This window comes from Micromonospora sp. DSM 43699, assembly GCF_055517075.1.
Window position 1 is genome coordinate 25,558 of sequence record NZ_JBTMMT010000044.1, and the last position, 26,497, is coordinate 52,054.

General features: G+C 69.7%; 24 protein-coding genes. 12 read left to right on the forward strand and 12 right to left on the reverse strand.

Features of this window, described 5'->3' with window-relative positions:
- The first annotated feature begins 586 nt into the window (after window positions 1-586).
- The 5 genes from AC0AIB_RS20650 to AC0AIB_RS20670 all read left to right on the forward strand — a co-directional run bounded on the left by AC0AIB_RS20650 (window position 587) and on the right by AC0AIB_RS20670 (window position 9,338).
- Entirely contained in the window at window positions 587-2,548 is a 1,962-nt protein-coding gene (locus tag AC0AIB_RS20650) for a type I restriction-modification system subunit M (protein ID WP_465097279.1), read from the forward strand.
- A gap of 122 nt (window positions 2,549-2,670) precedes the next feature.
- Window positions 2,671-3,858 (forward strand): restriction endonuclease subunit S, encoded by a 1,188-nt coding sequence (locus AC0AIB_RS20655; protein WP_465097280.1) that lies wholly within the window; start codon window positions 2,671-2,673, stop codon window positions 3,856-3,858.
- A gap of 62 nt (window positions 3,859-3,920) precedes the next feature.
- Entirely contained in the window at window positions 3,921-6,911 is a 2,991-nt protein-coding gene (locus AC0AIB_RS20660) for a type I restriction endonuclease subunit R (RefSeq protein ID WP_465097281.1), read from the forward strand.
- A gap of 23 nt (window positions 6,912-6,934) precedes the next feature.
- Window positions 6,935-7,741: a hypothetical protein gene (locus AC0AIB_RS20665; RefSeq protein WP_465097282.1), complete on the forward strand. Its 807-nt coding sequence runs from the start codon at window positions 6,935-6,937 to the stop codon at window positions 7,739-7,741.
- Window positions 7,742-7,757: 16 nt separating this feature from the next.
- Window positions 7,758-9,338, forward strand: coding sequence for a protein kinase domain-containing protein (locus tag AC0AIB_RS20670; protein WP_465097283.1), 1,581 nt, complete (start codon window positions 7,758-7,760; stop codon window positions 9,336-9,338).
- Between the two features lie 52 nt (window positions 9,339-9,390).
- Here the strand turns inward: AC0AIB_RS20670 and AC0AIB_RS20675 are convergent, their stop codons facing one another.
- Entirely contained in the window at window positions 9,391-9,591 is a 201-nt protein-coding gene (locus AC0AIB_RS20675) for a helix-turn-helix transcriptional regulator (protein WP_219462169.1), read from the reverse strand.
- A 135-nt stretch (window positions 9,592-9,726) separates the two neighbouring features.
- On the opposite strand from AC0AIB_RS20675, the gene AC0AIB_RS20680 reads away from it, so the two are divergent.
- The gene (locus AC0AIB_RS20680; protein WP_465097284.1) at window positions 9,727-9,999 is read left to right on the forward strand and encodes a hypothetical protein; all 273 of its coding nucleotides are present in this window, start codon (window positions 9,727-9,729) and stop codon (window positions 9,997-9,999) included.
- The gene (locus AC0AIB_RS20685) at window positions 9,992-10,873 is read left to right on the forward strand and encodes a helix-turn-helix domain-containing protein (RefSeq protein WP_465097285.1); all 882 of its coding nucleotides are present in this window, start codon (window positions 9,992-9,994) and stop codon (window positions 10,871-10,873) included. Before AC0AIB_RS20680 ends, AC0AIB_RS20685 begins: the two co-directional genes overlap by 8 nt.
- Window positions 10,874-10,882: 9 nt before the next feature.
- Here the strand turns inward: AC0AIB_RS20685 and AC0AIB_RS20690 are convergent, their stop codons facing one another.
- Window positions 10,883-11,155: a hypothetical protein gene (locus tag AC0AIB_RS20690; protein ID WP_465097286.1), complete on the reverse strand. Its 273-nt coding sequence runs from the start codon at window positions 11,153-11,155 to the stop codon at window positions 10,883-10,885.
- Between the two features lie 107 nt (window positions 11,156-11,262).
- Entirely contained in the window at window positions 11,263-11,883 is a 621-nt protein-coding gene (locus tag AC0AIB_RS20695; protein WP_465097287.1) for a DUF6879 family protein, read from the reverse strand.
- Window positions 11,884-12,091: 208 nt separating this feature from the next.
- On the opposite strand from AC0AIB_RS20695, the gene AC0AIB_RS20700 reads away from it, so the two are divergent.
- The 4 genes from AC0AIB_RS20700 to AC0AIB_RS20715 are packed head-to-tail and all read left to right on the forward strand — an operon-like array spanning window position 12,092 to window position 17,777.
- Entirely contained in the window at window positions 12,092-14,626 is a 2,535-nt protein-coding gene (locus tag AC0AIB_RS20700; RefSeq protein WP_465097288.1) for a GmrSD restriction endonuclease domain-containing protein, read from the forward strand.
- A 34-nt stretch (window positions 14,627-14,660) separates the two neighbouring features.
- Window positions 14,661-16,811: a UvrD-helicase domain-containing protein gene (locus AC0AIB_RS20705; protein WP_465097289.1), complete on the forward strand. Its 2,151-nt coding sequence runs from the start codon at window positions 14,661-14,663 to the stop codon at window positions 16,809-16,811.
- 16 nt (window positions 16,812-16,827) lie between these two features.
- Window positions 16,828-17,499, forward strand: a complete 672-nt coding sequence (locus AC0AIB_RS20710; protein WP_465097290.1) for a DUF6308 family protein — start codon at window positions 16,828-16,830, stop codon at window positions 17,497-17,499.
- Window positions 17,496-17,777, forward strand: coding sequence for a hypothetical protein (locus AC0AIB_RS20715; protein WP_465097291.1), 282 nt, complete (start codon window positions 17,496-17,498; stop codon window positions 17,775-17,777). The genes AC0AIB_RS20710 and AC0AIB_RS20715 overlap by 4 nt, the downstream gene beginning before the upstream one ends.
- A 192-nt stretch (window positions 17,778-17,969) precedes the next feature.
- Here AC0AIB_RS20715 and AC0AIB_RS20720 read toward each other — a convergent pair whose 3' ends face one another.
- From AC0AIB_RS20720 to AC0AIB_RS20750, 7 genes are all read right to left on the reverse strand, one after another.
- Window positions 17,970-18,485, reverse strand: coding sequence for a Uma2 family endonuclease (locus AC0AIB_RS20720; RefSeq protein ID WP_465097292.1), 516 nt, complete (start codon window positions 18,483-18,485; stop codon window positions 17,970-17,972).
- A 14-nt stretch (window positions 18,486-18,499) separates the two neighbouring features.
- On the reverse strand, window positions 18,500-18,823 hold the full coding sequence (locus AC0AIB_RS20725) for a hypothetical protein (RefSeq protein ID WP_465097293.1): 324 nt from the start codon (window positions 18,821-18,823) through the stop codon (window positions 18,500-18,502).
- Window positions 18,824-18,842: 19 nt separating this feature from the next.
- Window positions 18,843-19,259, reverse strand: coding sequence for a hypothetical protein (locus AC0AIB_RS20730; protein ID WP_465097294.1), 417 nt, complete (start codon window positions 19,257-19,259; stop codon window positions 18,843-18,845).
- 170 nt (window positions 19,260-19,429) lie between these two features.
- Window positions 19,430-19,903 carry a hypothetical protein gene (locus AC0AIB_RS20735; RefSeq protein ID WP_465097295.1) on the reverse strand — a complete coding sequence of 158 codons (474 nt, stop codon included), beginning with the start codon at window positions 19,901-19,903 and terminating at the stop codon, window positions 19,430-19,432.
- A 14-nt stretch (window positions 19,904-19,917) separates the two neighbouring features.
- Entirely contained in the window at window positions 19,918-21,219 is a 1,302-nt protein-coding gene (locus AC0AIB_RS20740; RefSeq protein WP_465097296.1) for a WXG100-like domain-containing protein, read from the reverse strand.
- Window positions 21,216-21,536: a type VII secretion target gene (locus AC0AIB_RS20745; protein ID WP_465097297.1), complete on the reverse strand. Its 321-nt coding sequence runs from the start codon at window positions 21,534-21,536 to the stop codon at window positions 21,216-21,218. The genes AC0AIB_RS20740 and AC0AIB_RS20745 overlap by 4 nt, the downstream gene beginning before the upstream one ends.
- A complete protein-coding gene (locus tag AC0AIB_RS20750) occupies window positions 21,523-21,924 on the reverse strand; it encodes a YbaB/EbfC family DNA-binding protein (protein WP_328347190.1) in 402 nt (133 codons plus the stop codon). Before AC0AIB_RS20750 ends, AC0AIB_RS20745 begins: the two co-directional genes overlap by 14 nt.
- Window positions 21,925-22,148: 224 nt before the next feature.
- Here AC0AIB_RS20750 and AC0AIB_RS20755 point away from each other — a divergent pair, with 224 nt between their 5' ends.
- Window positions 22,149-23,615, forward strand: a complete 1,467-nt coding sequence (locus AC0AIB_RS20755) for an SDR family NAD(P)-dependent oxidoreductase (protein WP_465097298.1) — start codon at window positions 22,149-22,151, stop codon at window positions 23,613-23,615.
- 53 nt (window positions 23,616-23,668) lie between these two features.
- Here the strand turns inward: AC0AIB_RS20755 and AC0AIB_RS20760 are convergent, their stop codons facing one another.
- A complete protein-coding gene (locus AC0AIB_RS20760; protein WP_328347186.1) occupies window positions 23,669-25,243 on the reverse strand; it encodes an FMN-binding glutamate synthase family protein in 1,575 nt (524 codons plus the stop codon).
- A 59-nt stretch (window positions 25,244-25,302) separates the two neighbouring features.
- Window positions 25,303-26,436, reverse strand: a complete 1,134-nt coding sequence (locus tag AC0AIB_RS20765) for a peptidoglycan recognition protein family protein (RefSeq protein ID WP_328347184.1) — start codon at window positions 26,434-26,436, stop codon at window positions 25,303-25,305.
- Window positions 26,437-26,497: the final 61 nt, after the last annotated feature.

Here is a 26,497-nt window from a genome sequence, read left to right on the forward strand (position 1 = left end):
GGTGATCAGAAGCAACTTGCCGGTTGAATCTGATCAATGCCCCTTTATGAGGTAAACGGTAGGCACGCCAGCCCAGGTCAGGCCAGGGGTAGAGCTGTCCAATCATGGACAGACGACTATTCGATCAAGGCTTTCACCTGCGCATACGTCATCACGACCGGAGGGAGCGCGACGTCCGTGGCCGGCATCCTCTGTGAACCCTGTCAACGGCTACGATTCGCGAAGGCTGTTGTGCGCTGCGCGGGTTTGCGGAGGGTGTAGATCGTGACGGGGAGCGAGGATGGCCAGACTCCCGGGGTGGGTCGGGCCGCCGCTACGGGCGACGCGCCGTCGGATATCCGACCCCGGTGCGGCGGGTCGGGCTCGTTGGCGCAAGCCTGGCAGATCGGGCGGATCGCGCCGGGCAGCCCCCTCAGCAGGGTGGAGATCGGCACACGCCACCCCATCCCGACGATCCGGACGAAGGTGGGTCACCCGTCGGTCATCGCCCGATGACACCTGGTTGATCATCGTCGCCGGGTGGGGGAGCACGTCGGGTGCGCCCGACAGCCATAATTCTTGACTCAGAGCAATCGAAAGGAACCTGGTGAGCACCAAGCACCAAGAGTTGGCGAACTTCATCTGGTCGGTGGCGGATCTGCTGCGGGGCGACTACAAGCAGTCCGAGTACGGTCGGGTGATCCTGCCGTTGACCGTGCTGCGTCGGCTCGACTGCGTGTTGGCGCCGACGAAGGACGCGGTGCTCGACCGGCATCGGCAGCTCAGGGCGTCGGGCGTACAGAACGTGGATCCGGTGTTGCGGCGGGCGGCCGGGTTGTCGTTCTACAACACCAGTGAGATGTCGTTCCGTCGGTTGCTCGGTGACCAGGACCATGTGGCGTTGAACCTGCGCGCCTATATCGGCGGGTTCTCGCCCGGTGCGGTCGACGTGTTGGATAAGTACGGCTTCGACACCCAGATCGGCCGGCTGGCCGAGGCGGGGCTGCTCTACCAGGTGGTGGCGAAGTTCGCCGACATCGACCTGCACCCGGACGTGGTGTCCAACCACCAGATGGGTTACGTCTTCGAGGAGTTGGTGCGCCGGTTCTCCGAGATCAGCAACGAGACCGCCGGTGAGCACTTCACCCCGCGCGAGGTCATCCGGTTGATGGTGAACCTGCTGCTGGCCCCCGACGAGGACGACCTGGTCACCCCGGGCATCGTCCGCAAGGTCTACGACCCGGCGTGTGGCACCGGTGGGATGCTCAGCGAGGCGCAGGAGCACATCGAGGCGCACAACGCGCACGCCACCGTCGAGGTGTACGGGCAGGAGCTGAACGGGGAGACGTACGCGATCTGCCGTTCGGACATGATGCTCAAGGGCGGCGACCCGACGAAGATCGCGTTCGGCAACTCGTTCAGCCAGGACGGCCACGATGGCGAGCGCTTCGACTACATGCTGGCCAACCCGCCGTTCGGGGTGGAGTGGAAGAAGGTCGAAAACTACGTCAAGGCCGAGCATGCCCGGGGTCACGCGGGTCGGTTCGGTGCCGGGCTGCCCCGGATCAACGACGGCTCGTTGCTGTTCCTCCAGCACATGATCTCGAAGATGAAGCGCCCCGAGGACGGCGGCAGCCGCCTGGCGATCGTGTTCAACGGTTCGCCGTTGTTCACCGGGGCGGCCGGGTCGGGGGAGTCGGAGATCCGCCGCTGGATCCTGGAGAACGATCTGCTCGAAGGCATCGTGGCCCTGCCCGACCAGCTCTTCTACAACACCGGCATCTCCACGTACTTCTGGATCCTCACCAACCGCAAGGACGCGTCCCGCCGCCGCAAGGTGGTGCTGCTCGACGGCCGCGACTACTGGACCAAGATGCGCAAGAGCCTCGGCGACAAACGCAAGATGCTCACCGACGACCACATCGCCGAGCTGACCCGGGCCTACGTGGACGCGCTGACCATCGCCGACGACCCGGAGCACCCGCAGCACGCCAAGGTGAAGGTCTTCGCCACCACCGACTTCGGCTACCAGCGGATCACCGTCGAACGCCCGCTGCGACTGCGCTTCGAGGTCACCGACGAGACGGTCGCCCTGCTCGCCGAGGCGCGGGCCGTCCTCAAGTACGCCGACCGCGAGTCACTGCTCGCCGGGGCCAAATCCCTCATCGGTACGTCGTCCGCGACGCGGGCCGAGTTCGCGATGCAGCTCAACGGGCTGGGCAAGCTGCCGGCGGCGGTGGAGAAGGCGGTGTGGGAGGCGTTCTCGGTCAGCGACCCGGAGGGGGAGGTGCAGACCGACCGCAAGGGTAACCCGCTGCCGGACACCGACCTGCGCGACAACGAGAACGTGCCACTCGGCGAGGACATCCACGACTACCTCAAACGTGAAGTCCTACCCCACGTCCCCGACGCCTGGATCGACGAATCCAAAACCAAGACCGGCTACGAGATCCCGTTCACCCGCTATTTTTACGTCTACCAGCCGCCAAGGCCGCTGGACGAGATCGACCACGACATCAAGAGCCTCGAAGCCGAGATTCAGTCACTACTTCTTGAGGCGACGAGGTGAGCGCCGGACTTGCCGGGGCGGCTATACCAAGCTCATGGGAATGGTGGCCGCTGAAATACGCCACTCTCTCGATAAACCGAGGGGCTGCCCCGGATTACGTTGATGAGGGGCCGGTCTGGGCGGTGAGTCAGGCCGCTAATCAACCCGGCGGGCTTGATTGGGGGCGTGCGCGCTTCCACTCTTTCTCTGGCGATCCTGCGCGCCTGAAGGGATTTTTGCAGCCGGACGATATTTTGGTCAATTCGACAGGGCGAGGCACACTTGGTCGTGTTGGCTACTTCAGTGGCACTCCGGATGGTCGGGCAGCTATGGCCGACGGCCATGTGACGCGAGTGAGAGTGCGCCGCGATGTCCTCGATCCAAGGTTTGCCTACTACTATCTCTCCTCTGAGTCTTTCCAGCGCTACATTTATTCAGCTCTCATCGTTGGAGCGACCAATCAGATCGAGTTGGTAGGCGAACGGCTTGCATCCGCGCCGTTTCCGGTGCCGCCGATCGAAGAGCAGCGTAGGATCGCCGAATTTTTGGACTGCGAGACAGTGCGCATTGAGAGATTGCGGCTTCTTACTGAGAGTCAAATATCGCTAGAGGCTGAGCGTCTTGCCGAGTATTTTCGGGCGGCAACGACTACATATCCGGGCGCTCCGACGCGGCGAACCCAGTTCGCTTGGATGCCTACCGTGGCCTCCGATTGGCCACTACTGAAGATCAGCCATTCCTTTCGCGCAGGCAGCGGCACGACGCCGAGTTCGAGCGAGGGGCGCTACTTCGATGGTGGTATCCCTTGGGTTAACAGTGGTGACGTTGTAGATGGTCCGCTTTCTTCTGTGGCAAAAAACGTCACGGCTGCCGCCTTGCGCGATTACCCATCGCTGAAGATATTCCCCGTTGGTGCGTTGGTCGTTGCTATGTACGGGGCTGGGCTGACTAAAGGGCGGGTGGGAGTGCTGGAACTTCGAGCCTGCGTCAACCAGGCGTGCTGCGTGTTGACGAGCACGGGAAGGATATCAACGGACTTTGCCTATTACTGGTTCCGCGCTCATCGTGACGGTATCGTCCAGCTGGCTGCTGGTGCTGGTCAACCGAATCTCAGTCAAGAGCTTATTCGTGCATTGAGAATGCCTGCGCCGGGTGTCCGGGCCCAGGAAATAATTGTTCAAAATCTCCGGCGGGAAGAGGAGGCATCCCGGGGTAGGGTTGCGCTTTTGCGGCGGCGGGAAAACCTTCTCGAGGAGCGACGTCTCGCATTGATCGCGGCGGCGGTGACTGGCGAGTTTGATGTGGCAGCGGCGCGGGGGGCGGATATATGAGACCGATTCAGGAGTCGTCATTTGAAGCCGCTATCGAGGGGAATTTGCTGAACTCGGGATGGTTGCGAGGAACCCCTGGCAACTACCATCGCTCGTTCGGACTGGACACCGCCGAACTCTTCGCCTTTATCGGTGCCACGCAGCCGGACGAGTGGGCGCGGCTGCTGGCGTACCACGGGAACGATCCGGACGTGGCGCAGCGGGAGTTCGCGCGGTACCTCGCCAGGCAGATCGACGAGCGCGGCCCGCTCGACGTGCTCCGCCGGGGCGTGAAGGACAAGGGGGTGCTGATCCGGCTCGCCTACTTCAAGCCGGCGCACGCCATCACCGACGACGCGCTCACCCTCTACCGCGCCAACCGGCTCACCGTCACCCGGCAGCTCGCCTACTCGACAAGCAACAACAACACCCTCGACCTGGTGCTCTTCGTCAACGGCATCCCGCTGGCCACGGCCGAGCTGAAGAACCCACTGACCGGGCAGACCGTCGAGGACGCCAAGGAGCAGTACCGCAGGACGCGTGACGCGAAGGAACTGCTCTTCGCCCGGCGTACCCTCGTGCACTTTGCCGTCGATCCCGACCTGGTCTTCGTCACGACGAAGCTGGCGGGGGAGAAGACGCGGTTCCTGCCGTTCAACACCGGGTCCAACGGGCCGGGGGTTTCCGGGGGTGCCGGAAACCCGCCCGTGGGGGCGAGCGGCTACCGCAGCTCCTACCTGTGGGAGCAGATCTGGCACCCGGACACCTGGCTGGACCTGATCCGCCGGTTCCTGCACACCGACCGGGAGTCCCAGACCCTGATCTTCCCGCGTTACCACCAGTGGGACGCGGTGACCCGGCTGACCGGGCACGCCGCCCGGCACGGCTCCGGCCACAACTACCTCGTGATGCACTCGGCCGGGTCGGGAAAGTCGAACACCATCGCCTGGCTGGCGCACCGGCTGTCCAGCCTGCACACCGCGCACACCCTCGACGAGGACACCCGCGCCACGGGGCTGCGCCCCGACGAACCGGTCTTCGACAAGGTCATCATCATCACCGACCGGGTGGTGCTCGACCGGCAGCTCCAGGACACGGTGTTCCAGTTCGAGCACGTGCCGGGCGTGGTGCAGCGGATCGACAAGGACTCCGCCCAGCTCGCCGCCGCCCTCCAGGGCGAGACCGCCAAGGTCGTCATCACCACCATGCAGAAGTTCCCCTACATCCTCAACCAGGTGCAGGGGCTGCGCGGGAAGCGGTTCGCCGTCATCGTCGACGAGGCGCACTCGTCGCAGTCCGGCGACTCGGCCGCCGCGTTGAAGAAGGTGCTGCTCCGGCTCGGCAGCGACGACGTGGACGAGTCGGGCGACCTGCTCACCGCGTCGGCGCTGGCCCGGGGGCGGCACCAGACGCTGTCGTACTTCGCGTTCACCGCCACCCCCAAGGCGAAGACCCTGGAGCTGTTCGGCACCCCGCACCCGGTCACCGGGGACGCGCAGCCGTTCCACACCTACTCGATGCGGCAGGCCATCGAGGAGGGCTTCATCCTCGACGTGCTGCGCAACTACCTGACCTACAAGTCGTACTGGAAGCTGGCCAACGCCAACCCCGACGACCCGGAGGTCGATCCCAAGAAGGCCGGCGCGCAACTTGCCCGCTTCGCCAGCCTGCACCCCACCATGCAGGCGCAGAAGGCCGAGATCATCGTCGAGCACTTCCGCAAACACACCGCGCCGCGCCTCGGCGGGCGCGCGAAGGCCATGGTGGTCACCGCCTCCCGCGAGGGCGCCGTCCGCCTGCACACCGCCATCAGGAAGTACGTCGACCTGCACGGCTACGCAGGCTGTGACTCCCTGGTCGCGTTCTCCGGTGAGTTGGAGGTCGACGGCGTCGAGTACACCGAGGCCCGGGTCAACGGTTTCGGTGAGGGCGAGCTGACCGACCGCTTCGCCTACACCGCCGCCGATGACAGGCACGCCGGCACACCCAGGGCGAAGCAGCCGGTGGAATGCCGGATCCTGGTGGTGGCCGAGAAATACCAGACCGGCTTCGACCAGCCGCTGCTGACCACGATGTACGTCGACAAGCTGCTCAAGAACGTGGCCGCCGTGCAGACCCTGTCCCGGCTCAACCGCATCCACCCGCTCAAGGCCCAGGGCGACGTGTTCGTGCTCGACTTCGTCAACGAGGCCGGCGACGTCGCCGCGCACTTCCGGCCGTACTTCGAGACCGCCGCGACCACCCCCACCGACCCCAACCTGCTCTACACCGCGCAGCACGCGGTGACCGGCTACCCGGTGCTCGTCGACTCGGAGATGCAGGCGTACGCCGAGGCGCTGCTCGCCGCCGAGGCGAAAGCCACCACCGACACCGGTCTCCAGCGGGCGCACGCCGCGCTCTACCGCTTCACCGAACCGGCCGTCGACCGCTTCAAGGCCCTGGCCGAGCAGGACCAGGAGGCCGCGACCGGCTTCCGGTCCGCGCTGCGTGACTACACCCGGATGTACGCCTTCCTCAGCCAGGTCGTGCCCTACCACGACGAGGACCTGGAACGGCTCTACCTGTACGGCCGGGCGTTGCTCAACCGGCTGCCCCGCCAGCAGGACCCGTCCGTCGACATCGGCGAGGTGCAGCTGACCCACCTGCGGGTCAGCAAGACCGGCGAGCACGACGCGTCCCTGTCGCCGGAAGGCGAGCAGATGCTGCCCGGCTTCCTCGGCGGGGCGGTCGGCAAGCAGAACGACCCCGACCGGGTGGCGCTCTCCGAGCTGATCGACGCCTTCAACGACCGGTTCGGCATCGGGCTGGGGGAGGCCGACAAGGTCTGGGTCGAACAGCAGATCGTCGCCCTGGCCGAGGACGGCACCCTCGAAGCCGCCGCCATGGTCAACGACGAGAGCAACTTCGGCGTGGTCTGCGACAGGCGGATCGAGGACGTGATCCTGTCCCGGCACGACGACAACGGCAAGCTCATGCAGCGCTACCTCGACGACGAGAGCCTGCGCTCCCAGCTCAACCAGTTCGCCCGCCGGCAGGCGTACCAGATGATCCGCCGCCGCAAGGGCATCGCCTGACCGCGTCTGTGAAAGGAGGACGGTTGCCCCCGTCCGACCACCCCCTCCAGGTCTGGATCGCCACTGACGACACGCAGACCGTGGTGGCCCTCGCCCCGCTCAAACTCTCCGGAGCGTCGCTGCGGCGCGAGTGGGGGAACGTCACCGACCTGAGGGCCGTCCCGGTGGCTCCCGCCGGCACCAACGTCGCCGGACTGGTGGTGCTCGCCGCGCTGGTCTTCCTCGGCACCCTCGGGCTGTGCCTGTGGCGTGCGCCGCTCCTGGTGATCTTCTTCCTGATCGCGTTGACGGTGGGCGTCGGCCTGACCGTGGTGCTGTCGAAACCCTCGCCGGCCCGGGTGGTCGCACCGGAGATCGCGAAGTTCCCGCAGATCCACCGGACCATCGCCTCGATCGAGTCGCGTCACGCGTTCTTCGGTCTCGTCGAGCTGGCCGAGCGCGCCGGCCGTGCACTGCCCGCACTGTCCGAGGTGGTCGACCCGGTGGAAGCCGGCCAGTCGCTCGCCGAAGCGCTCTGGGTGGGGGCCGACGTCCTCAGCCGCCGGGAGCAACTGCGGCCACCGGATCCTCGCAGCCAGCCGCAGCCGATACCCACGACGGGCCGCGCCGCCGACGCCCTCTCCGCGCAGCGCGAGGTGGCCAGGGGGCGGTGGGCGCAGGTCAGCAGCGAACTGGGCCGGCTACAGACCGCCCTCGAACTCGCGGCCGTCGCCGGCGAGAACGCCGAACACGACCAGGACGCCATGGCGGCAGGCCAGGAGGCGTACCGGGAACTGGCCGAGCTGTACGGCGGAGCCGAGTCCACCGACGACGAGCACCGACGACCGTGACGACGGTGGGGTGCTGATGCGGGCGCAGGAGCGGGTGGCCGACCGGTACGAGCTGACCTATCCGGTCGGCCACGGCGGGATGGGGGAGGTGTGGGCCGGGTTCGACGAGAAGCTTGACCGGCCGGTGGCGATCAAGTTCCTCCGGCAGCTCACCGTCCCGGAGAGCGAGCGGGAGAACGCGGTCGAACGCTTCATGCGGGAGGCCCGGGTCACCGCCCGGCTCGACCATCCGGGGGTGCCGAGCGTCCACGATGTCGGCTATCACGGCGATGACATCTACCTCGTCATGCAGCTCGTGCCGGGCATGGTGCTGGCCGACCTGATCGCCGAACGTGGCCCGCTGTCGGTGCCGTGGTCCGCCGCGATCGGTGCCCAGATCTGCTCGGTGCTGGCCGCCGCCCACGTGGCGTCCCTCGTCCACCGGGATCTCAAGCCGCAGAACCTGATGGTCACCCCGACCGGCGCGGTGAAGGTGCTCGACTTCGGGGTGGCCGCGCTGCTCGGCCCCACCGACGGCCCCCGGCTCACCGCCACCGGGCACACCCTGGGCACACCCACCTACATGGCGCCCGAGCAGGCCCTGAGCAGCGTGGTCGGCCCGCGTGCCGACCTGTACGCGCTCGGCTGCGTGCTCTTCGAGCTGCTGACCGGCAGCCCGCCCTACCGGGCGGACAGTCCCCTCGGGATGCTGCACCGGCACATGAACGACCCGGTCCCGTCGGTGGCCGACCGCCGGGCCGGCGTGCCCGACGCTCTGGTGCGACTCGTGACCCACCTGCTGGCCAAGGACCCGCAGCACCGGCCGGCGTCGGCCGCCGAGGTGTACGAGATCCTGATGCCCTTCGGCAGCGTCACGCCGGAGATCGCGGCCGACCTGGCGGTCACCGTCGCCGACGGGCAGGTGGTGGACCCGACCATGCCCTACCGCTACCCCTTCGGCCCGGTGCCGCAACGGGAACCGCTGCCGCCGACCAGGCGGGACGTCGTGCCCCGGCGCGTACCGGCGGACCGAGCCCAGCCACCCTCGTCCGAGGAGCTTGCCGAGGCGCAGGACCGTGCCTGGGCGCTGGCCGAGGAGGAGCGCTTCACCCAGGCCGCCGAACTGCTCGAAACGGCACTGCGGAAGGTGGCGAAGGGGCAGGTCAAACAGCCGAGAATCCTCGAACTGCGGTTGAACCTGGCCAACCTCCACGTCCTCGCCGGTGCCTACCGCCAGGCGTTGCCCGAGTTCCAGCGGCTCGTCGGCGACCTCCGTCAGCGTCCCGTACCGGACCAGGAGCTGATCTGGGGATGCCGGCAGCAGGCGGCGGTGTGCCAGGTCGAGCTGGGCGAGGCGACGGCGGCCCTGACCGAGCTGCGCTCCCTGCTCGCAGAGCAACGGCAGGCGGTGGCGGACCCGGCCGACCTGTTCGAGCTCCGTCAGCAGATCGCTGCGCTCGCCGCCGGCATCGGTGCCGTGGCCGACGCCAAGCGGCAGCTCGAAGACCTGCTCGGTGACGTGCGCGGGCGGTACGGCGCGCAGGCACCGGCCGCTGCCGAGATCGAAGCGCTCCTCGCCAACCTCGACCGCCTCGGAGATGGCGACACGAACCACTGACCTGCGGATTCGTTCCGCATCGGGCTACGAGGTCGGGCTGCGAGCGCGCTGGCTACGGCTCCCGGTCCTGGAGGTCCGGGCGGTGGTCCCTGATCCACCGCTCCACGTCCTCGGTGAGCCAGATCCGCCCGACCGACAAGACTGCCGCCGGGTCGGGGAACGTCTTCGAGTTGGTGATCTGGTAGGCGCGTGTGCGGGAGACGCCGAGCATCTCCTGCACCTCTTGACTCGCCACCAGCCGAAGCTTTCCCACACCGTCACGTTAGGAGCATGCGAACTGAACGCTTGCACTCTGTGCGCATGCTCTGCTCATCTGCCCCCTAAGCGTGTAGGCTGTTCATCTGTTCACTCTTGATCGGCGCGCGACGCAACGGGAAGGGGAGGCGGCATGGGTAGGCGGTGGAAGTGGTTCCTGCGGTCGGGGACGGTCGCGGTGGACCTGACCGGGCAGGTGGTGCCCGACGGGGACGATCCGGGGCGCTGGCGGCGCAGGACGGTCGAGGGCGTCGTACCCGATGGGGTGGCGACGTCGCGGTGCGATGGCGCGACCGTCTACGAGTGGCCGGCGCGGCGGCGGGCGGAGGACGTGCCCAACCAGCGCGCGGACCGTTACCGGGCGCGGGTGCCCCGCCAGCGGCGGCGGGAGGGCTCCGATGGTTGAGGTCACCGGCTCGTCGGTGCCGCGCCGGCACCTCGGGCGGGTGCTGCGGGAGCTGCGCACCGAGGCGTGCATGACGCTGGACGCGGTGGCCGAGGCGCTGGAGTGCAGCAGGCAGAAGATCTGGCGGATCGAGAGCGGGCTCGGCGTGGTGCGCGGGGTCGACGTGCGGGCCATGTGCGAGCTGTACGGGGCGCGGCGCGAGCTGACCGCCGCGCTGATCGCCCTGGCCGGCGAGACGCGGGGGAGGGGCTGGTGGCACGCGTACGGCGACCCCGTACCCGACTGGTTCGACCTCTACGGCGGCCTGGAGTCCGCCGCGTGCCGGCTCCGCGAGCACGCCGGGGCACTGGTCCCCGCCCTGTTGCAGACCCGGGCGTACGCCTCCGCGACCTGCCCGCACCGGCCCGACGCGACCGACGACGAGCGGGAACGGCCGGTCGAGGCGCGGCTGCGGCGGCAGGACCTGCTCCGACGGCGACTGCCCCGACCGCCGCGCTACGAGGTGCTGCTCTGCGAGGCGGTGCTGTTGCGGGAGGTGGGCGACGCGGCGGCCATGGCCGGACAGCTCCGGCACCTGGCGGAGGTGAGCCGGTTGCCGCAGGTGTCGATCCGGGTGCTGCCGCTCACCGCCGGGGCGCACGACGGGGCGCTAGCGGGCGCGTTCGTGCTGCTGGACTTCCCGCTCGGCCTGCGCGCCGACCCCGACCCGCCGGTGGTCTACCAGGAGTCGCTGACCGGGGCGCTCTACCTCGACCGGCCGGCGGAGTGGGCCGCGTACGAGCGGGTCTGGGCGGACCTGGACGGGACGGCCCTGGGGGAGGAGGAGTCACGCCGGCTGATCATCAAGATCGGCGAGGAGCTGCACCCCGGCTGACCGGGAAGGTCATGCGTCGGGGATGTCCGTCTTCGCCGCGAGCATGGTCACGCGGGGAACGATGACCAGCCGCTCGCCCGGGTCGATCGACACCCCGTGCGGAAGGCGGTTGCGGTATTCCTCGGTGGCGTCCTGGCCGATCAGTGCGATATCGCCGTTGCTCAGCTCCCAGATGTCCGGGCAGCTTCCGTCTCCGGAGGTGGTGCCCAGTTCGTGGGAGGACTTGCCCCAGCGGCGGGTGAGCTCGGCGGAGGTGTCTGCCGTCCAACGCTGTCCACTCATGACGGCCTCCAGTCAGGATTGCCCAGGCGAGTTGAACCAGTGCGGGCTGAGGATACCCTTCGGTCGACCATCGTCGATACGACCGACTGTCGGTCTCGCCCACCGCGTCATCCGGACCGCGGTGGCCGCAGGGGTGCCACCGCGCGGGCGAAGAACACGTCCAGTGGTTCGCCGTCGCGGTAGAGCGACTCGACGAATGCCTGACAGCGCGCCACCAGCTCCGGGTCACGCCAGCGGCGGGCCGCCGCCAGAACCCCGCAGGCGTCGTAGACCGCCTCGTACATGACCTCGGTGCCCAGGGTGTAGATCTCCGGCAGCACGTCTGTCGCCTCAGCACTGGCGATCCGGGTCGGGTCGACCACCCGGGTCAGGCCGCCGTACTCGTGGCGCAGCCGCAACACATGCAGCTCCCACTGAAGGTACGGCGTGAGGGGTTCGGCGACGACCCGTACCCGTCGGGTGGCGAAGCCGCTCCCGGCGACCCGGCGGTAGTAGTCGGCGAACTCGGGACGATGACCTTGAAGGATGCGCAGCGAGTCGGCCCAACGGCCGTCGGCGAAGGCCCGCCAGCTCTCGTCAGTGGGCTCCTTGAATGTCTGCTGCCGTTCCAGTTTCCAGAACCCCGGTGCCGCCGCCTTCCAGAACCGGTCCTCGAAGTCGGCCCAGTAGTCCGTCAGATCGAGCCGTTCCCCGGGATTCCTGCGGAGAAGGTCAGGCAGCGGAGACACGTCGTCTGCCTTCTCACGTCGTCCCCTCAACTCGGCCTCCAGATGGGAATTGCGCAACGACCGTCGTGTGGCACAACGAGCGGCTTTGGTGCCGGCCGGCGCGCTGTCGTCTATCCGACGGGGCAACCTTCCCTGCGTGTTTGCCCCGTCGGTCCTTGATCTGATTGTCTTGCCGGCTCAGGGTGGGTCCAAAAGGGACGGGGTCGGAATGGTCGCGGCGCACGAAACCACGTTGCAGGGTCTGCTGGAGGGCACGAGGCAATACCTCGTGCCGCTCTACCAGCGGACCTATTCGTGGACCGAGCTTCAATTCGCCCGGATCTGGGACGACGTCTGCCAGCTCGCCAGGGACCGGGCCGACCATCCGGGGGCCACCCACTTCATCGGCTCGCTGGTGCTCGCGCCCAGCCCCGCCATGGGTCCGGTCGGCGTCGCCGAATACCTGGTGGTGGACGGCCAGCAGCGGCTCACCACGCTGACCATCCTGCTCTGCGCCATCCGTGACCACCGGGCCGAGCACGAAAGCCCGAAACACCGGCTCCGGCTGGACCAGCAGTACCTGACCAACCCGTTCGAGGAACAGCGCTGGTTGAAGCTGGTCCCCACCCAGGCCGACCGGGACGCGTACACGGCTTGCGTGAAGTCGACACCGCACGCGGGCGGGGACGACGCGGTGGGCCGGGCGTACCGGTTCTTCGCCAAGGCGCTGGACGCCCTCGGCACCGCCGAGGAGCCGATCGCCATCGCGCAGATCGAGAGCGCCGTGATCACCGGGCTGGCGTTGGTGGCGATCACCGCCAAGCCCGGTGACAACGTCTACCGGATCTTCGAGTCGCTGAACAACACCGGGCTGACGCTGACCCAGGCCGACCTGCTGCGCAACTACATCTTCATGCGGCTGCCCCACCGGGGACCGGCCGTCTACGAGTCGCTCTGGTTGCCGCTCCAGCAGCGGTTCACCCCGACGGAGTTGGTCCTGCTCTTCTGGCTCGACCTGGTCCACCGCGACCCGAAGGTCAAGCAGACCGACACGTACTCGACCCAGCAGGAACGTCTCGAAAAGCTGCGCACCGAAGCGGACGTCGAAGCCGAGGTGCAGCGGTTCAGCCGGCTCGGCGCGCTGCTGCGGGTGATTCTGCACCCCACCGAGGAACAGGACCCGGGCGTACGGCAACGGCTGGAGCGGCTCAGCGCGTGGGGCACCACCACCGTCTACCCGGTGCTGCTGCACCTGCTCGACCGGCGGGACCAGGGCACGGCGACCTCCGACCAGATCGCCGCCGCGATGCTCTACCTGGAGAGCTTCTTCGTCCGGCGGCTGCTGATCGGCCGCAGCACCATGAACATCAACCGCATCCTGCTCGCCGTGGTCACCGAGATGGACCAGGACCTGCCGGTCCACGAGGCGGTGCGGAAATACCTGTCGACGGGCCGCAAGCACTGGGCCACCGACGCGAGCCTGCGGACGCTGGTGCGGACCATCCCGTTCTACCTCAACGGCCGGGCCAACCAGCGCAACCTGGTGCTGCGCTGGCTGGAGGAGTCCCATGACAGCAAGGAGCCGGTGGCGCTGGAGAAGCTGACCATCGAACACGTGCTGCCGCAGACCCTCAGCGACGAGTGGGCGCAGATGCTCGCCGCCGACCTCGACGCGGACGAAACCCCCGGCGAGGCGCACGACGCGCTCGTGCACACCCTGGGGAACCTGACGCTCACCGGCTACAACTCGGAGCTGAGCAACAAGCCGTTCGCCGCCAAGCGGGTCGCCCTGGCGAAGAGCGGTGTCCAGTTGAGCCGGGACATCGCCGACCGGCAGCGGTGGGGTCGCTCGGAGATCCTGGCGCGGGCCGACGCCCTCGCCGACCGGATCGTCACCATCTGGCCCGGCCCCACCGGGGAGACCGACAACGAGTCCGAGGTGCCCTGGGACGTGCTGGCGAAGGCGCTCGCCGAGCTGCCGGCCGGCGCGTGGACCACCTACGGCGACCTGGCCGCCCTGATCGGCACGGCACCGCAACCGGTGGGGAACCGGCTGGCCAACCATCCGACCCTGAACGCCCACCGGGTGCTCCAGGCCGGTGGGATCGTCGCGGGTAACTTCCGGTGGCTCGAACCCGGCCGCAGCGACGACCCGCGTGACGTGCTGCGCGCCGAGGGCGTGACCTTCGACCAGTACGGTCGCGCCGATCAGGCCCAGCGCATCACCGTCGAGGAGTTGGCCCAGCTCGCCGGGGTGACGCCGCCCGACCTGCCCGAGCCGCGATCCCGCTCCCGCGGCGACGTCGACCGCGCGGCGCGGTTCATGGAGCAGCTCACCGCGTCCCAGGAGCCGGCGGTCGCCACGGCCACCGCCGTCGTGCTCGACGCGTGGACCACCATGGGCGGCGCCCTCGGCTACGGCGACGGCGACGAGACCTCCTGCTTCCTGCTGGCCCGGGAAAAGGGACACGAGTACGGCAACATCTGGCCGGTGACGGTCTACCCCAGCGGGAAGTGCGAGGTGGTCTTCCAGCACCTCAGCATCCGTACGCCGTTCGACGGCGTGACCCTGCGGGAGGAGTTGCGGCAGCGGTTGAACCAGCTGCCGGGTGTGGAGATCGCCGCCGCCAAGCTCGCCCTGCGGCCGAACTTCCCGCTGACGGTACTCGCCGATGCCGAGGCCCGGGACGCACTGCTCGACCATCTGCGCTGGTTCTACGACCAGGCACAGATCAGCACCCCTGACGAAACCGACCTGGTCTAGACGATCCGCATCCCTCGACCCGGAGGTCCCGTCCGTGCCGCAGCTCGCCTTCGCCAACAGCTTCTGGCACAGCTTCGACGTCCTGGAGAAGCCCGTCAGGGCCGGCGTACGCAAGGCGATGGAGAAGTTCCAGCAACTCACCATTGCCGAGCTGCACGCCGACAAGGGACTGCACCTGGAGTCGGTCAACAACGCCCGGGACCCGCGCATGCGGACCATCCGGATCAACGACTTCTGGCGTGGGGTGGTGCTCGCCCCCGACGACGGCAGCGACACGTTCCTGCTGCTCAACGTCGTGCCGCACGACGGCGCGTACACCTGGGCGGCGAAGCGGCTCTACACCGTCAACACCGCGACGCGGGCGCTGGAGGTCCGTAACGCGGTCGCCATCGAGCAGCTCACCCCGGCGTTGGAGAAGGCGGCGGCGCAGGCACCGACGTTGCTGTTCGCCAAGCACCCGGACACGGCGTTGCGGCACCTCGGCATCGACGACCAGGTGTTGCGGGCCGTCCGCACGATCATCGACAAGCCACAGCTGGAGGCGTTCGGGACGCTGCTGCCCGAGGACCAGTTCGAGGTGTTGCAGTACCTCGCCGAGGGGTTCACCCCGGACGAGGTCTACCGCGACCTGGTCGCCCAACGCCGCCCGGCCGACGCGCCGGACGAGCCGAGCGAAAGCCTGGCGATGGCGATCGCCAACACCACCAACCGGATCACCCTGGTCACCCGGCCCGACGAACTGGCCGAGATCCTGGACAAGCCGTTCGCCGCGTGGCGGGTCTTCCTGCACCCCTCGCAGCGCCGCGTCGCCTACCGGGTGTCCTACGGCGGGCCGGCCCAGGTGACCGGGGGGCCGGGCACCGGCAAGACGGTAGCGGCGCTGCACCGGGTCAAGCACCTGCTGTCGCGTACGCCCGACAACCGGGTGCTGCTCACCACGTACACCAACGCCCTGGCCGCGACGTTGCGCGAACACCTGGCGCTGCTGCTCGACGACGAGAAGCAACTGTCGCGGGTGGAGGTGACCACGGTGAACGCCTTCGCCAACCGCACCGTGCGCGCCCTCGCCGGCCGGGCGCCGACCCCCGTCGGTGACTCCGACGAGCGGCAGGTGTGGCGGCGGGTCTGCCGCCGGCTGGCCCTGCCCTGGACCGAACAGTTCCTCGCCCAGGAGTACCGGCACGTGATCCTCGCCCACGACGTGCGCAGCCGGGACGGGTACCGCGCGGCCAGCCGGCGTGGACGGGGCTCGGCGTTGGGCACCCGGCAACGTGACCGGCTGTGGGAGGCCGTCGAGATGTTCCACGCGGAGCTGACTGCCGCCGGCTCCGCCACCTACCTGCAGATCTGCGCACGGGCCGCGGACCTGCTCGCCGACGCGGACCGGGCCACCCACGGTTACGACCACGTGGTGGTCGACGAGGCGCAGGACCTGCACCCCGCGCAGTGGCGGGTGCTGCGTGCCGCCGTGCCGCCTGGACCGGACGACCTGTTCATCACCGGCGACCCGCACCAGCGGATCTACGACTCCCGGGTGTCGCTCGGCTCCCTCGGCATCAGCGTCACCGGGCGCAGCAGCCGGCTGCGCATCAACTACCGCAGCACCGAAGAGATCCTCGGCTGGGCGACCCAGGTGCTCGTCGGAGCGCGGGTCGACGCACTCGGCGGCGACGGCGAGGACAACCTCACCGGCTACCGGTCGCTGCTGCACGGCAGGCGACCGCAGGCGCAGGGACATCCGACGCCGCAGGCCGAGGGGGCGGCGTTGGCACAGCGGGTGGGGGAGTGGCTGGGGCAGGGCGTCCGGCCCGGCGAGATCGCCGTCTGCGCCCGGTTCACCACCACACTGCGCAGCATGCACGACGAGCTGACCGCCGCCGGCATCCCCACCGCCTGGGTACGCGACCAGCCCGGCGCGGACGTCGACGGGGTACGGCTCGCCACCATGCACGCCATGAAGGGCCTGGAGTTCCGCTGCGTGGCGATGGTGGGCCTCAACGCCAAGACGATCCCCTTCGCCAAGGAGGTGACGCCGGCCGAGGTGGACCAGGTGCAACACGATAACGACCTGCTCCGGGAACGCTGCCTGCTCTTCGTCGCCAGCACCCGCGCCCGCGAGGTCCTCTACGCCTCGTGGAGCGGAACACCCAGCCCGTACCTGACGTTCGCCGCCACTGACCGTTAGACCCCGAAGGAGAAGTGTGCCCCAGCCCCTGACTCTCGCCGAGATGCTGGCCGTGCTCGACGACCCCCGGTCGGTCTCCGACCTGCGACGTTACTATCTGGCCACCGGCGACGAGGCGTTCACCGGAGGCCAGTTCGAACACCTCGGTGGTGGCGGCAGCCGCCCCGGGACGACCGGTGCCATCACCGCCGAGGACCTCGTCGCGGTGGAACTGCTCGATGTGCGAGTGCCGCCCCGGCGCGCGCTCGACCTGTTGCAGGGGCCGCTCGGTGAACGGGTCGCCGCCGAGCTGGCGAGGATTCCGGTCGACGTCGCGCTGGGCACCGACGAGGCGTACCCCCTGGTGGTGGTGGGCGGTGCTGCGGACATCGCGTGGCGGGCGCTGCGTGACGCGGACGGCATCGGGTGGGTCATCGCCGGCAAGCTGCTCGCCCGCAAACGTCCGAAGCTGGTGCCGGTGTACGACGCGGTGGTGTCCTGCGCCTACCGCACCGGCTCGGGTTTCTGGGAGTGGCTGCACGGCAGGCTCCGCGAGGAGGACGGCGTGTTGGGGCAGCGGCTCCGCGCACTGCACGACGAGGCGGGCCTGCCCGAGGCGGTGAGCCTGCTCCGGGTCCTCGACGTGGTCTTCTGGATGCGGCACCGCCCCGCGCACAGCAACCCCTGCACCGGAATCCGCCTGCCGTGAGCCAGGACGAGCGGGAGTTCACCGTACGCCTCCGGGGCGTGGGACCAGATCAGTACGCCGACATCGTCAACGCGGTATGGATGCAGATGCAGGCGAGCGGCTGCGACTACTTCACCGTCACGCCGGACGAGCAAAGCGATGCGGCCAAGCTCGACGCCCGCTGGGACGACTACAGCAAGGTCTCCTGGACGGAGGGTGGCCGGGGCGGAACGCCGCAGGCGAAGGCGGCGCGCGCCCACCGGACCCGCAACCGGCGCTCCGCCGACACCGACGAATGACGACGCGGAAGCCGAGGCCCAGCCGGCCTACGCAGTGCGCGACACGCCGTAGTGGTCCGGGCCGGCGTACGGATTCAAACTCGCCGACTACCTTCGCGACGGAAGCAGCGTGACCAGCCGGTTCACGAAACTTGCTGGGGTAGGGGAGGGGAGGAACCGGCCATCCTGACGGCCTGAGGTGTGGCGGTGCGGTCAGCCGAGGTCGTGCTCTGCCGGGTCGGTGTTGAGCACCCACGCGAGCGGCATGCTGGCCCGCACGGCGTAGCGGTCGCCGTCCAGATGGTGCATCGTCACCGTCTGCGCCTGGTCCTGGTCGACCATCCAGTACTGGGGGATTCCTGCGGCGGCGTACTCACTGCGCTTCGTTACCGTGTCCACGCCCTCGGAACCGGGTGAGACGATCTCGATGACGAGCAGCACGTCGGCCACCGGCAGCCAGACCCCATCGGCCTGCTCCTTGCTCCACACCACCAGATCTGGGATGCGTCCGCCGACCCCACCCTGCCGTCCGGGGATGCGCAGCCCGACCGCCTGTGCGAGCCGGTCCGCCGGGATGCCGCCCTGGGCGAGCCACACCATGAGGCGGGTCGCGATGATGGCATGGGTGTATCCCGGCGGCGCAACGATGGAGAGGGCACTGTCGGGACTGCTCTCGTACCTGCGGTGTTCGTCAGCAGCCATCATCGCAGTGAGATCGTCAAGTGTCATGATCTCGTCTTACCTCAGCCTGGACGGCCGGCCGGGTAGGTGGCGTCCACCAGTTCCTGGAGGTGGCGGAGCACGTCGGTCTTGTGGTCGCTGTCCGGGAGATCCTGCTTGCCGGCTTCCACCAGGTCGCGTCGCCAGTGCCCGATGATCTCCGCCTGCGCGCTGGGCGGCAGTTCATGGACCCAGACCGAGCCGAGGTTGTTGTCGACGATCTCCTGAAGCTGGTCCGCGACCTGCCTGTCGGAGAGCCTTGAGATGAGGAACTCCAGCGCCCAGTCGAACAGACCGCCGGTCGCCGTCCAATCGACGCTGGGCCTCAGCACGATGAGACCAGCCATGGCCGTTACGCGGACAATCTCATCGGGACGATGAGGGGATAGGTCGGTGGTAGCCAAGGATGCGCATCGCTTCCCTACCTCCCGCGCGCAGCTCCTCGCCCCGCAATTCGGGGAGCTGGTAGTCGCCTGCCCGGACGGAGGCGAGGAAGTCCCCTGGAAGGCGTACATGGTAGGTGGTCACGTAGAACCGCAGGTCGTCAAGCCAGGGCCATTCGCCGTCCGTCAACACGCAGGCGCCGCCGACCAGATGTCGGCCACTGCCGAGGACGTCCAGTTCCGCACCCATCACGTCGATCAGGCCGTGCCCGTCGCGCAGGTACTGGATCACACGATCGGCATCGGGCAGCGGTGGTGAAGTCAGGTGGGTGCGGATGCTCTCGGCGTGGACCTCGACCGGATCCGGGCCGAGCTCTCGGAAGAAGCCCGCTGTCTTCATCGGCGGCCTCCTGAATGCCGCGCGATAAACCGGGATGCCTCGGCGGTGTTTCCCGTCAGTGCGTCGAGGGATCGCGCCTCCCCCGTCCCAGCGCCGTGGTACCCAGGGCGGCGGAAGCGAGGCGGACGTCCTCAGCCGGTCGTCGGGTGTCGCCATTGAACTCCCGGGAGTCAGGCGCGTAGCTGGGCGAGGTAGCCGCTCCAGGCAGCGTAGTCATCCGCGTCCGGCGAGGTGTCGGGCGGAAACCACGTGAGCCCGAGGACAGGGTTCCAGGCTGCGACGAGGGTGTCGAGCCCCGCCACCAGAGCCGCCGGCCACAACCGGGCGGTCGTGAGCTGCTCGAAGGCACGGCGGGCCTCCTTCAGTTGGACATCGCGGTTCCGCCCGGTGTACGCGAAGTCCCAGAGGATCTCATATCCGTCCAGGAGAGACTGCTCCTCCGGGATGTCCGACGGGTACGCGAGGAAGTTGCGGGCGATCTCACCTCCCACCTCCTTGGTCGGATCTGCGTGAGCGGGGCGGCTGAGGTAGATGCCGTTGTCGGGGCCGGTCGAGATCTTCATGCCGACTGCGGACGAGATGTGGGCAGCGGCGACCTCCGGCGGGTCCTGGGTGTGGATGAAAACATGTTCCAGCGTCGACATTTTCGCACCAATGGCTATTCGGGGAGGGTGAGGATTCGATTGTCACCGAGAACGATCCGAACCTGATCAGGCAGGACGCTTCCATGCTGTCGATGCTGCCCGAGCGCTCGTGCGAAACCTCGTCGCGCGTCCTCCTCGGTCAGCCCGACTGCGCGTCCGTCGATGATCAAATCGCCTCCGTCCGTCTGTGCGACCTGTTTACCCGCAGTCAAGATGTTGCGGCGGACTGCCTCGCTGCTGGGCCTGTCGAGGGTTTTGAACTCGGTCACCACGCCGGGGTCTGCAGGGCTGGATCGGATCATCGCATCGGGGTTCTTGCTTCCATGAATGTCATCTATCCGTTCCCTCGGGTGCACCATATCGCCCTGCTCGGCGACCCGGTCGGCGATATCTCGTTCCTTCGGATCGAACAGGCCACGGGGATCCTCGACACCGGGGCGGAAGGCTGCTCCGAGTGGCCCCTTGTGGGTTCCCGGGTCGAAGTCAGGGCTCTGCCCGTGTTCTGGAGAGGATGATCCCTTCTCTGCTGGCAACGGCCCTTCCCCACGGGAACCGCCGTCCCGTAGCCGTCCCAGTGCCTGCTTGAGTTTGTCGATGAGGTCGCCGAGGCGGCGGAGCTCGGGCAGCAACCTTCGCAGGCTGGCCAGCAACCCTCGCAGCAGTCGCGCGATCCGTGCAGCCCAGGACCCCACAAGCGTGGTGACCTGCTCCACCACCAGCGGTGTGGCGAGCCCGCCGGTGACGAGCAGTTCGCCCGCGTACACGATGAGGCGGGAGACGCAGGCGGCGATGGCGTCGCGGACCAGGAGCCGGACGGCGGCGACCAGGCCGGCGGCGCCTTCGGTGGCGGCGGCGAGGGTGTCCGCACCCTGGGCGAGGCCGGTGATGGCCCGGTGCTGCTCGGCGGCCCAGGCCCGGTAGGCGGGGCCGGCGCTGCCGCCCCAGCCGGCGACCTCGGTGCGGACGGCGTGGGTCAGCTCGGCGGCGTCCGCGCGGAGCGAGGCGGCGACGTTGCGCCAGGTCTGGGCGTGCGCGGTGATCTGCGCGGGGTCACCGGCGAGCCAGTCCAGGGCCTCGCTGAGCGGCTTGACGTGTTCGACCAGCCAGGCGATGCCGTACTGGAGCAGCGCGCCGACCGGGTCGGAGACGAGCGCGAGGGCGTCCAGGCCGGCGCTGACCACGCCGAGGCTGCCGTCGATCCAACTGCCGGTGCGGATGCCCTGCGCGATGAGTCCGATGTCCTCGCAGATCCAGATCCCGGCCCAGGCGCTGGGGTCGGCGGGTGCCGCCGTGGCGACCAGCGGATTGCCGGTCACCGGCGGTCCCGTACCCGGTCGAGTTGTCGGGCGGCGCGGGCGTCGGCGGCCCGGTAGCCGTCGGCGCCCGACCGCAGCTTCCCGGCGGTGTCCCGGACCGACCCGGCGGCGGTGCCGACGCTGTCGACAAGCGTCCGCTGGAGGCCGTCGAGCAGCGCCGGCATGATCGCGCAGAGCTGCCCGTACGCGCCGGCGTCGAGCCGGACATGTTGGCCGGCCCGGCGGGCGGTGTCGAGGCTGTCGGCGCAGCGGTCGAGGTGGGCGGCGTGCGCGGTCAGGTCGTCCGGGTCGACCCGGATCCCGTCACCGGTGGGCATCCGGCGTGCCCTGGCCGGGGTCGAGCCGCTGCCGGTGCGACTCGATGATCGCCCGGGCGGTCGGGTCGTCGGCGCCGAGGACCCGGGTGGTGGCCTCGGTGAGCTGCCGCAGCAGGTCGGCGCGGGCCGCGCGGGTGGTCGCCATGATCTGCTGGGCGGTGTGGGCGGCGGAGTGCCGCCGGGTCTGTTCGTCCAGCCGCAGGCCGACCAGCAGGCCGGTGGGGTCGACGGTGACCTCGATCGTCCGGTCGGGACTGCGGGCGGTGCCGGTCAGGGCCTGCGCCTGGGCGGCGAGGGTCTTCGCCTGCTCCGCGCGGTGGGCGAACGACGACTCCCACCCGTCGAGCCGGCGTCCCGCCGCGTCCAGCGCCGCCTCGTCCGCCCACATCCGACCCTCCCCAGGGGACGTCGACGACCATCGGCCGCCGGGATCACCGACACGGTAGCAAGCGGTGACGCACCGCCACGTCCCCGCCGCCGCCCATGGGTGACGGTGGCCCAGCTCACCGTCGCCGCCGCGCCCAGGCGTCGCGCCGGCCCGGCCCGGGTGCGTAGAGTTCCCGGGTCGGGCCGGCGGTCGGCCCCGGGCGTGAGGGCGGGACGATAGCGGGCATGACGGTGGACAACGGCGGACAACCAGGGCGCGACGCCGACGCCCCCGGTGTCGACCAGGACGAGTTGGCGGTCGCGCTGCGCGTCTTCGCGGCGTTGGAGGCGCTGCCCAGCGACCACCCGGACGTGGTGCGGGTGCAGCGGGCCACCGCCCGGCTGTTCAAGATGGTGAAGCAGCGGCGACGCGAGGAGCGGCGGGAAACCGTCCTGGCCCACGACCGGGCGGTGACCGCGGCCACCGCCACGGGTGCCCCGGGTCGCATCGACGACGAGACCAAGGGCATCCCGCTCGCCTCGCCGACCGCAGGCGACATCGCCGGCACCCTGATCAACCCGCGCGGCTGTTACATCTGCAAGACCCGCTACCGCGAGGTCGACGCGTTCTACCACCAGCTCTGCCCCGCCTGCGCCACCCTCAACCGGGAGCGCCGCGACGCGCGGTGCGACCTGACCGGGCGGCGGGCGCTGCTCACCGGGGGCCGGGCCAAGATCGGCATGTACATCGCGCTGCGCCTGTTGCGCGACGGCGCGCACACCACGATCACCACCCGGTTCCCGCACGACGCGGTCCGCCGGTTCACCGCCATGCCCGACAGCGCCGACTGGCTGCACCGGCTGCGGGTCGTCGGCATCGACCTGCGCGACCCCGCCCAGGTGGTGGCGCTTGCCGACTCGGTCGCCGCGCAGGGCCCGCTGGACATCCTGATCAACAACGCCGCGCAGACGGTACGCCGCACCCCCGGCGCGTACGCCCACCTGGTCGCCGCCGAGACGGCGGCGCTGCCCGAGGGGCCGCTGCCTGAGCTGCTCACCTTCACCGGTGGCCGGGGCGTCACCCTGGCGCTGCCGGACGGCTCGCTGCCGGCCGCCACCATCGCCCCGCACGCCCTCACCGCGCTGGCGCTGACCGGCCGGTCCGCCACGCCGGAGCGGATCGCCGCCGCCACCGCCGTCGACGCCGGTGGGCTCGCCCCCGACCTGGGTGACACCAACAGCTGGGTGCAGCGGGTGCACGAGGTCGACCCGGTCGAGCTGCTCGAGGTGCAGCTGTGCAACGTGACCGCCCCGTTCGTGCTGGTCAGTCGGCTCCGGCCGGCACTGGCCGCCGCCCCGGCCGGGCGGTCGTACGTGGTGAACGTCTCGGCGATGGAGGGGCAGTTCGCCCGGGGCTACAAGGGGGCGGGGCACCCGCACACCAACATGGCCAAGGCGGCGCTGAACATGCTCACCCGCACCAGCGCCGAGGACATGCGTGCCGACGGCATCCTGATGACGAGCGTCGACACCGGCTGGATCACCGACGAGCGCCCGCACCCGACGAAGATGCGCCTCGCCGACGAGGGTTTCCATGCCCCGCTGGACCTGGTCGACGGGGCGGCCCGGGTGTACGACCCGATCGTCCGGGGCGAGCAGGGCGAGGAACTGTACGGCTGCTTCCTCAAGGACTACGCGCCCTGCGCCTGGTGACCGGCGTCGGGTAGCCCGTGGGCGGGGCCGCGACGCAGTCGGCCGACGGCGGATCAGCCCTGGGCGGTGGCCGACGGGGGAGCGCTGCCGCCCTGCGGCGCCTCACCGGCCATCAGCCGGGCGATCTCCGCCCGGTCGGCCGCCGACGGCAGCCCCCACTGCGGTTGGTAGCCGTAGACCTCCCGCAGCGGCCGGGCCGAGGTGCGGCCGTCGAGGATCTCGACCGCGTCGGTGTCGATCAGCCCCGGATGCTCGACCCCGCACGCCTCGGCGACCTTCACCAGGTCCCGGCGCAGGGTGCCGAGGTAGTTCGCCGCCCGTACCGACTTGCGGGCCGGGTCCAGGCCCCGGGCCAGCCAGGCGTTCTGGGTGGCGACGCCGGTCGGGCAGGTGTCGGTGTGGCACTTCTGCGCCTGGATGCAGCCGATCGCCAGCATCGCCTCCCGGCCCACGTTGACCAGGTCGCAGCCGAGCGCGAACGCCACCACCGCGTTGTCCGGCAGGCCCAGCTTGCCCGCGCCGACGAACACCGTCTGCTCGTGCAGCCCCCGCTCGGCGAAGGTGCGGTAGACCCGGGCGAAGCCCTGCTGGAACGGCAGCGACACCGAGTCGGTGAAGATCAGCGGCGCGGCGCCGGTGCCGCCCTCGCCGCCGTCGACGGTGACGAAGTCGACGCCCCGGCCGGTGTCCCGCATCAGCGTGGTCAGCTCTTCCCAGAACCCGAGGTCACCGACGGCGGACTTGATGCCGACCGGCAACCCGGTCTCGGCGGCCAGCAGCTCCACCCAGTCGAGCAGGCTGTCGCAGTCGGAGAACTCGGCGTGCCGCGACGGGCTCACGCAGTCCTCCCCCTGCACGATGCCCCGGGTGGCGGCGATCTCGGCCGAGACCTTCGCCCCGGGCAGCAGCCCGCCCAGGCTGGGCTTCGCACCCTGGCTGAGCTTGATCTCCAGAGCCCGCACCGGGGCACCGGCGACCAGGTCACGCAGCCGGGCGAGGTCGAACCGGCCCCGGGCGTCCCGGCAGCCGAAGTACGCCGTACCGAGCTGGAAGACCAGCTCACCGCCCCGGCGGTGGTACGGCGACAATCCGCCCTCGCCGGTGTTCTGCAGGCAGCCGGCCAGCGCGGCCCCCTGGTTCAGGGCGCTCACCGCGTTGCCGGACAACGATCCGAAGCTCATCCCGGAGATGTTGACCACCGATCCCGGGCGGAACGCCCTGGCCCGCCCGCGTGCCCCGCCGAGCACCTTCGCCGCCGGCAGCCGTACGTCGTGCCCGGCGGTCGGCACCGACGACGGGACGGTCCGGGCGAACGTGCGGTGCTTGATGATCGGGTAGCCGGGGCTGCGTTCGATGTCGTTGTCGGTGCCGAAGCCGAAGTAGTTGTTCTCCTGCTTGGCCGAGGCGTAGATCCAGCGCCGCTGGTCCCGGGTGAACGGCCGCTCCTCGTCGTTGCCGGCGACGATGTACTGCCGCAGCTCCGGCCCGATCGACTCCAGCAGGTAGCGGGCCCGTCCCACCAGCGGGAAGTTGCGCAGCAGCGCGTGGTCGCGCTGGAGGACGTCGCGGGCGGCGAGGCCGGCGACGGCGGCGGCGATCACGGGTACGGTGCGGCGGGCCCACGTCATGCCGGCCACTCTCCCCGTTGCCGCCGCCGCCCAAACGGGCCGCCCGTGTGGCGCGCGGATCAGTGGTGGCGGAACGACTGCCGGACGACCCCGCCGACCAGGGCGCACCAGGTGCCGGTGGTGACCGTGCCGGTGCGGGGCAGGCCGTGCAACGCCTGGATGTCCTGGACGGCCCGGCGGGTGGCGTGGTCGTATCCGCCGGTGACGGTGACCTCGGCGTAGCCCTTCCAGTTCAGGATGAACTGCACCGCCTGCACCGGCAGGCCGGTGGCGTGCCGGTCCAGTTCCGGGGCCAGGGTCTCCCAGGTGGGGGCGGTCAGGGTGGCGTCGACGTCGACCGGGATGCCGTTGCGGGCCTGCCAGTCGGCGATCGCGGCGATGGTGGCGGCGTCGAAGGTGCTGTTCGGGGTGACCGGGTAGCCCCGGTAGGCCAGCAGGTACTGGGCGACCTGGACGGCGGGGGAGCTGACGAAGCGCCACAGGTCCGGCCAGCGGCGGGCCGGCACGTCGGCCGGTCGGGTGCCGAGCTTGCGGAAGACCTCCCGACGTACGCCGGGGAAGAGCCGGTAGAACTGCGCGCCGGGGCAGAGGGTGGTGCGGAAGTCCCAGTGGCCGAAGATGTCGTGGGCGTGCAGCCCGTACTGCCGGCAGATGGTGGTGCAGAGCCTGACCAGCGAGTCGAGCAGGTCCTGCGGCGGGGTGTCGGTGACGTAGGTGCCCTCGTTCTCGATGCCGATGGCCCGGCCGTTCTCGCCGGGGCAGTGCGCCGAGACCATCTGCCGGTCGCCGGCCCGCAGGCGGTCCAGGCTGCCGTGCCGTCCTTCCAGCACGTACCCGCCCCGGCTGACGGTGAAGTGCTGACCGGTGTCGGACCACCCGTTGCCGTCCATGTGTAGGTCCTGGCAGTCGTGGGCCAGTTTGACCGCCTGTTCCCGGGAGTGGTCGGTGACGTTCGGGAAGGCCATGTGGTGCACGATGATCTTGTTGGTCGGGATCGTGCTGACCGACAGCGGGTCGGCCGGCGGTCGGGCGTCCCACTCGTCGCAGCCGATGATCCAGTCCAGATCCGGGCCGGGGGCTGCCCGGGCGGCGGCCGGCAGGGCCAGGTCGGACCCGACGACCGCGACGGTGGCCGCGCCGAGGCCGGCCCGCAGCAGGGTACGACGGTCGAGGGCGGGGCGTGCGTCGGGCATGTCGGGCTCCTCGGCGACCGGCAGCGGCACTGCCGACAGATGTGAAAACTAGCTCCAACGG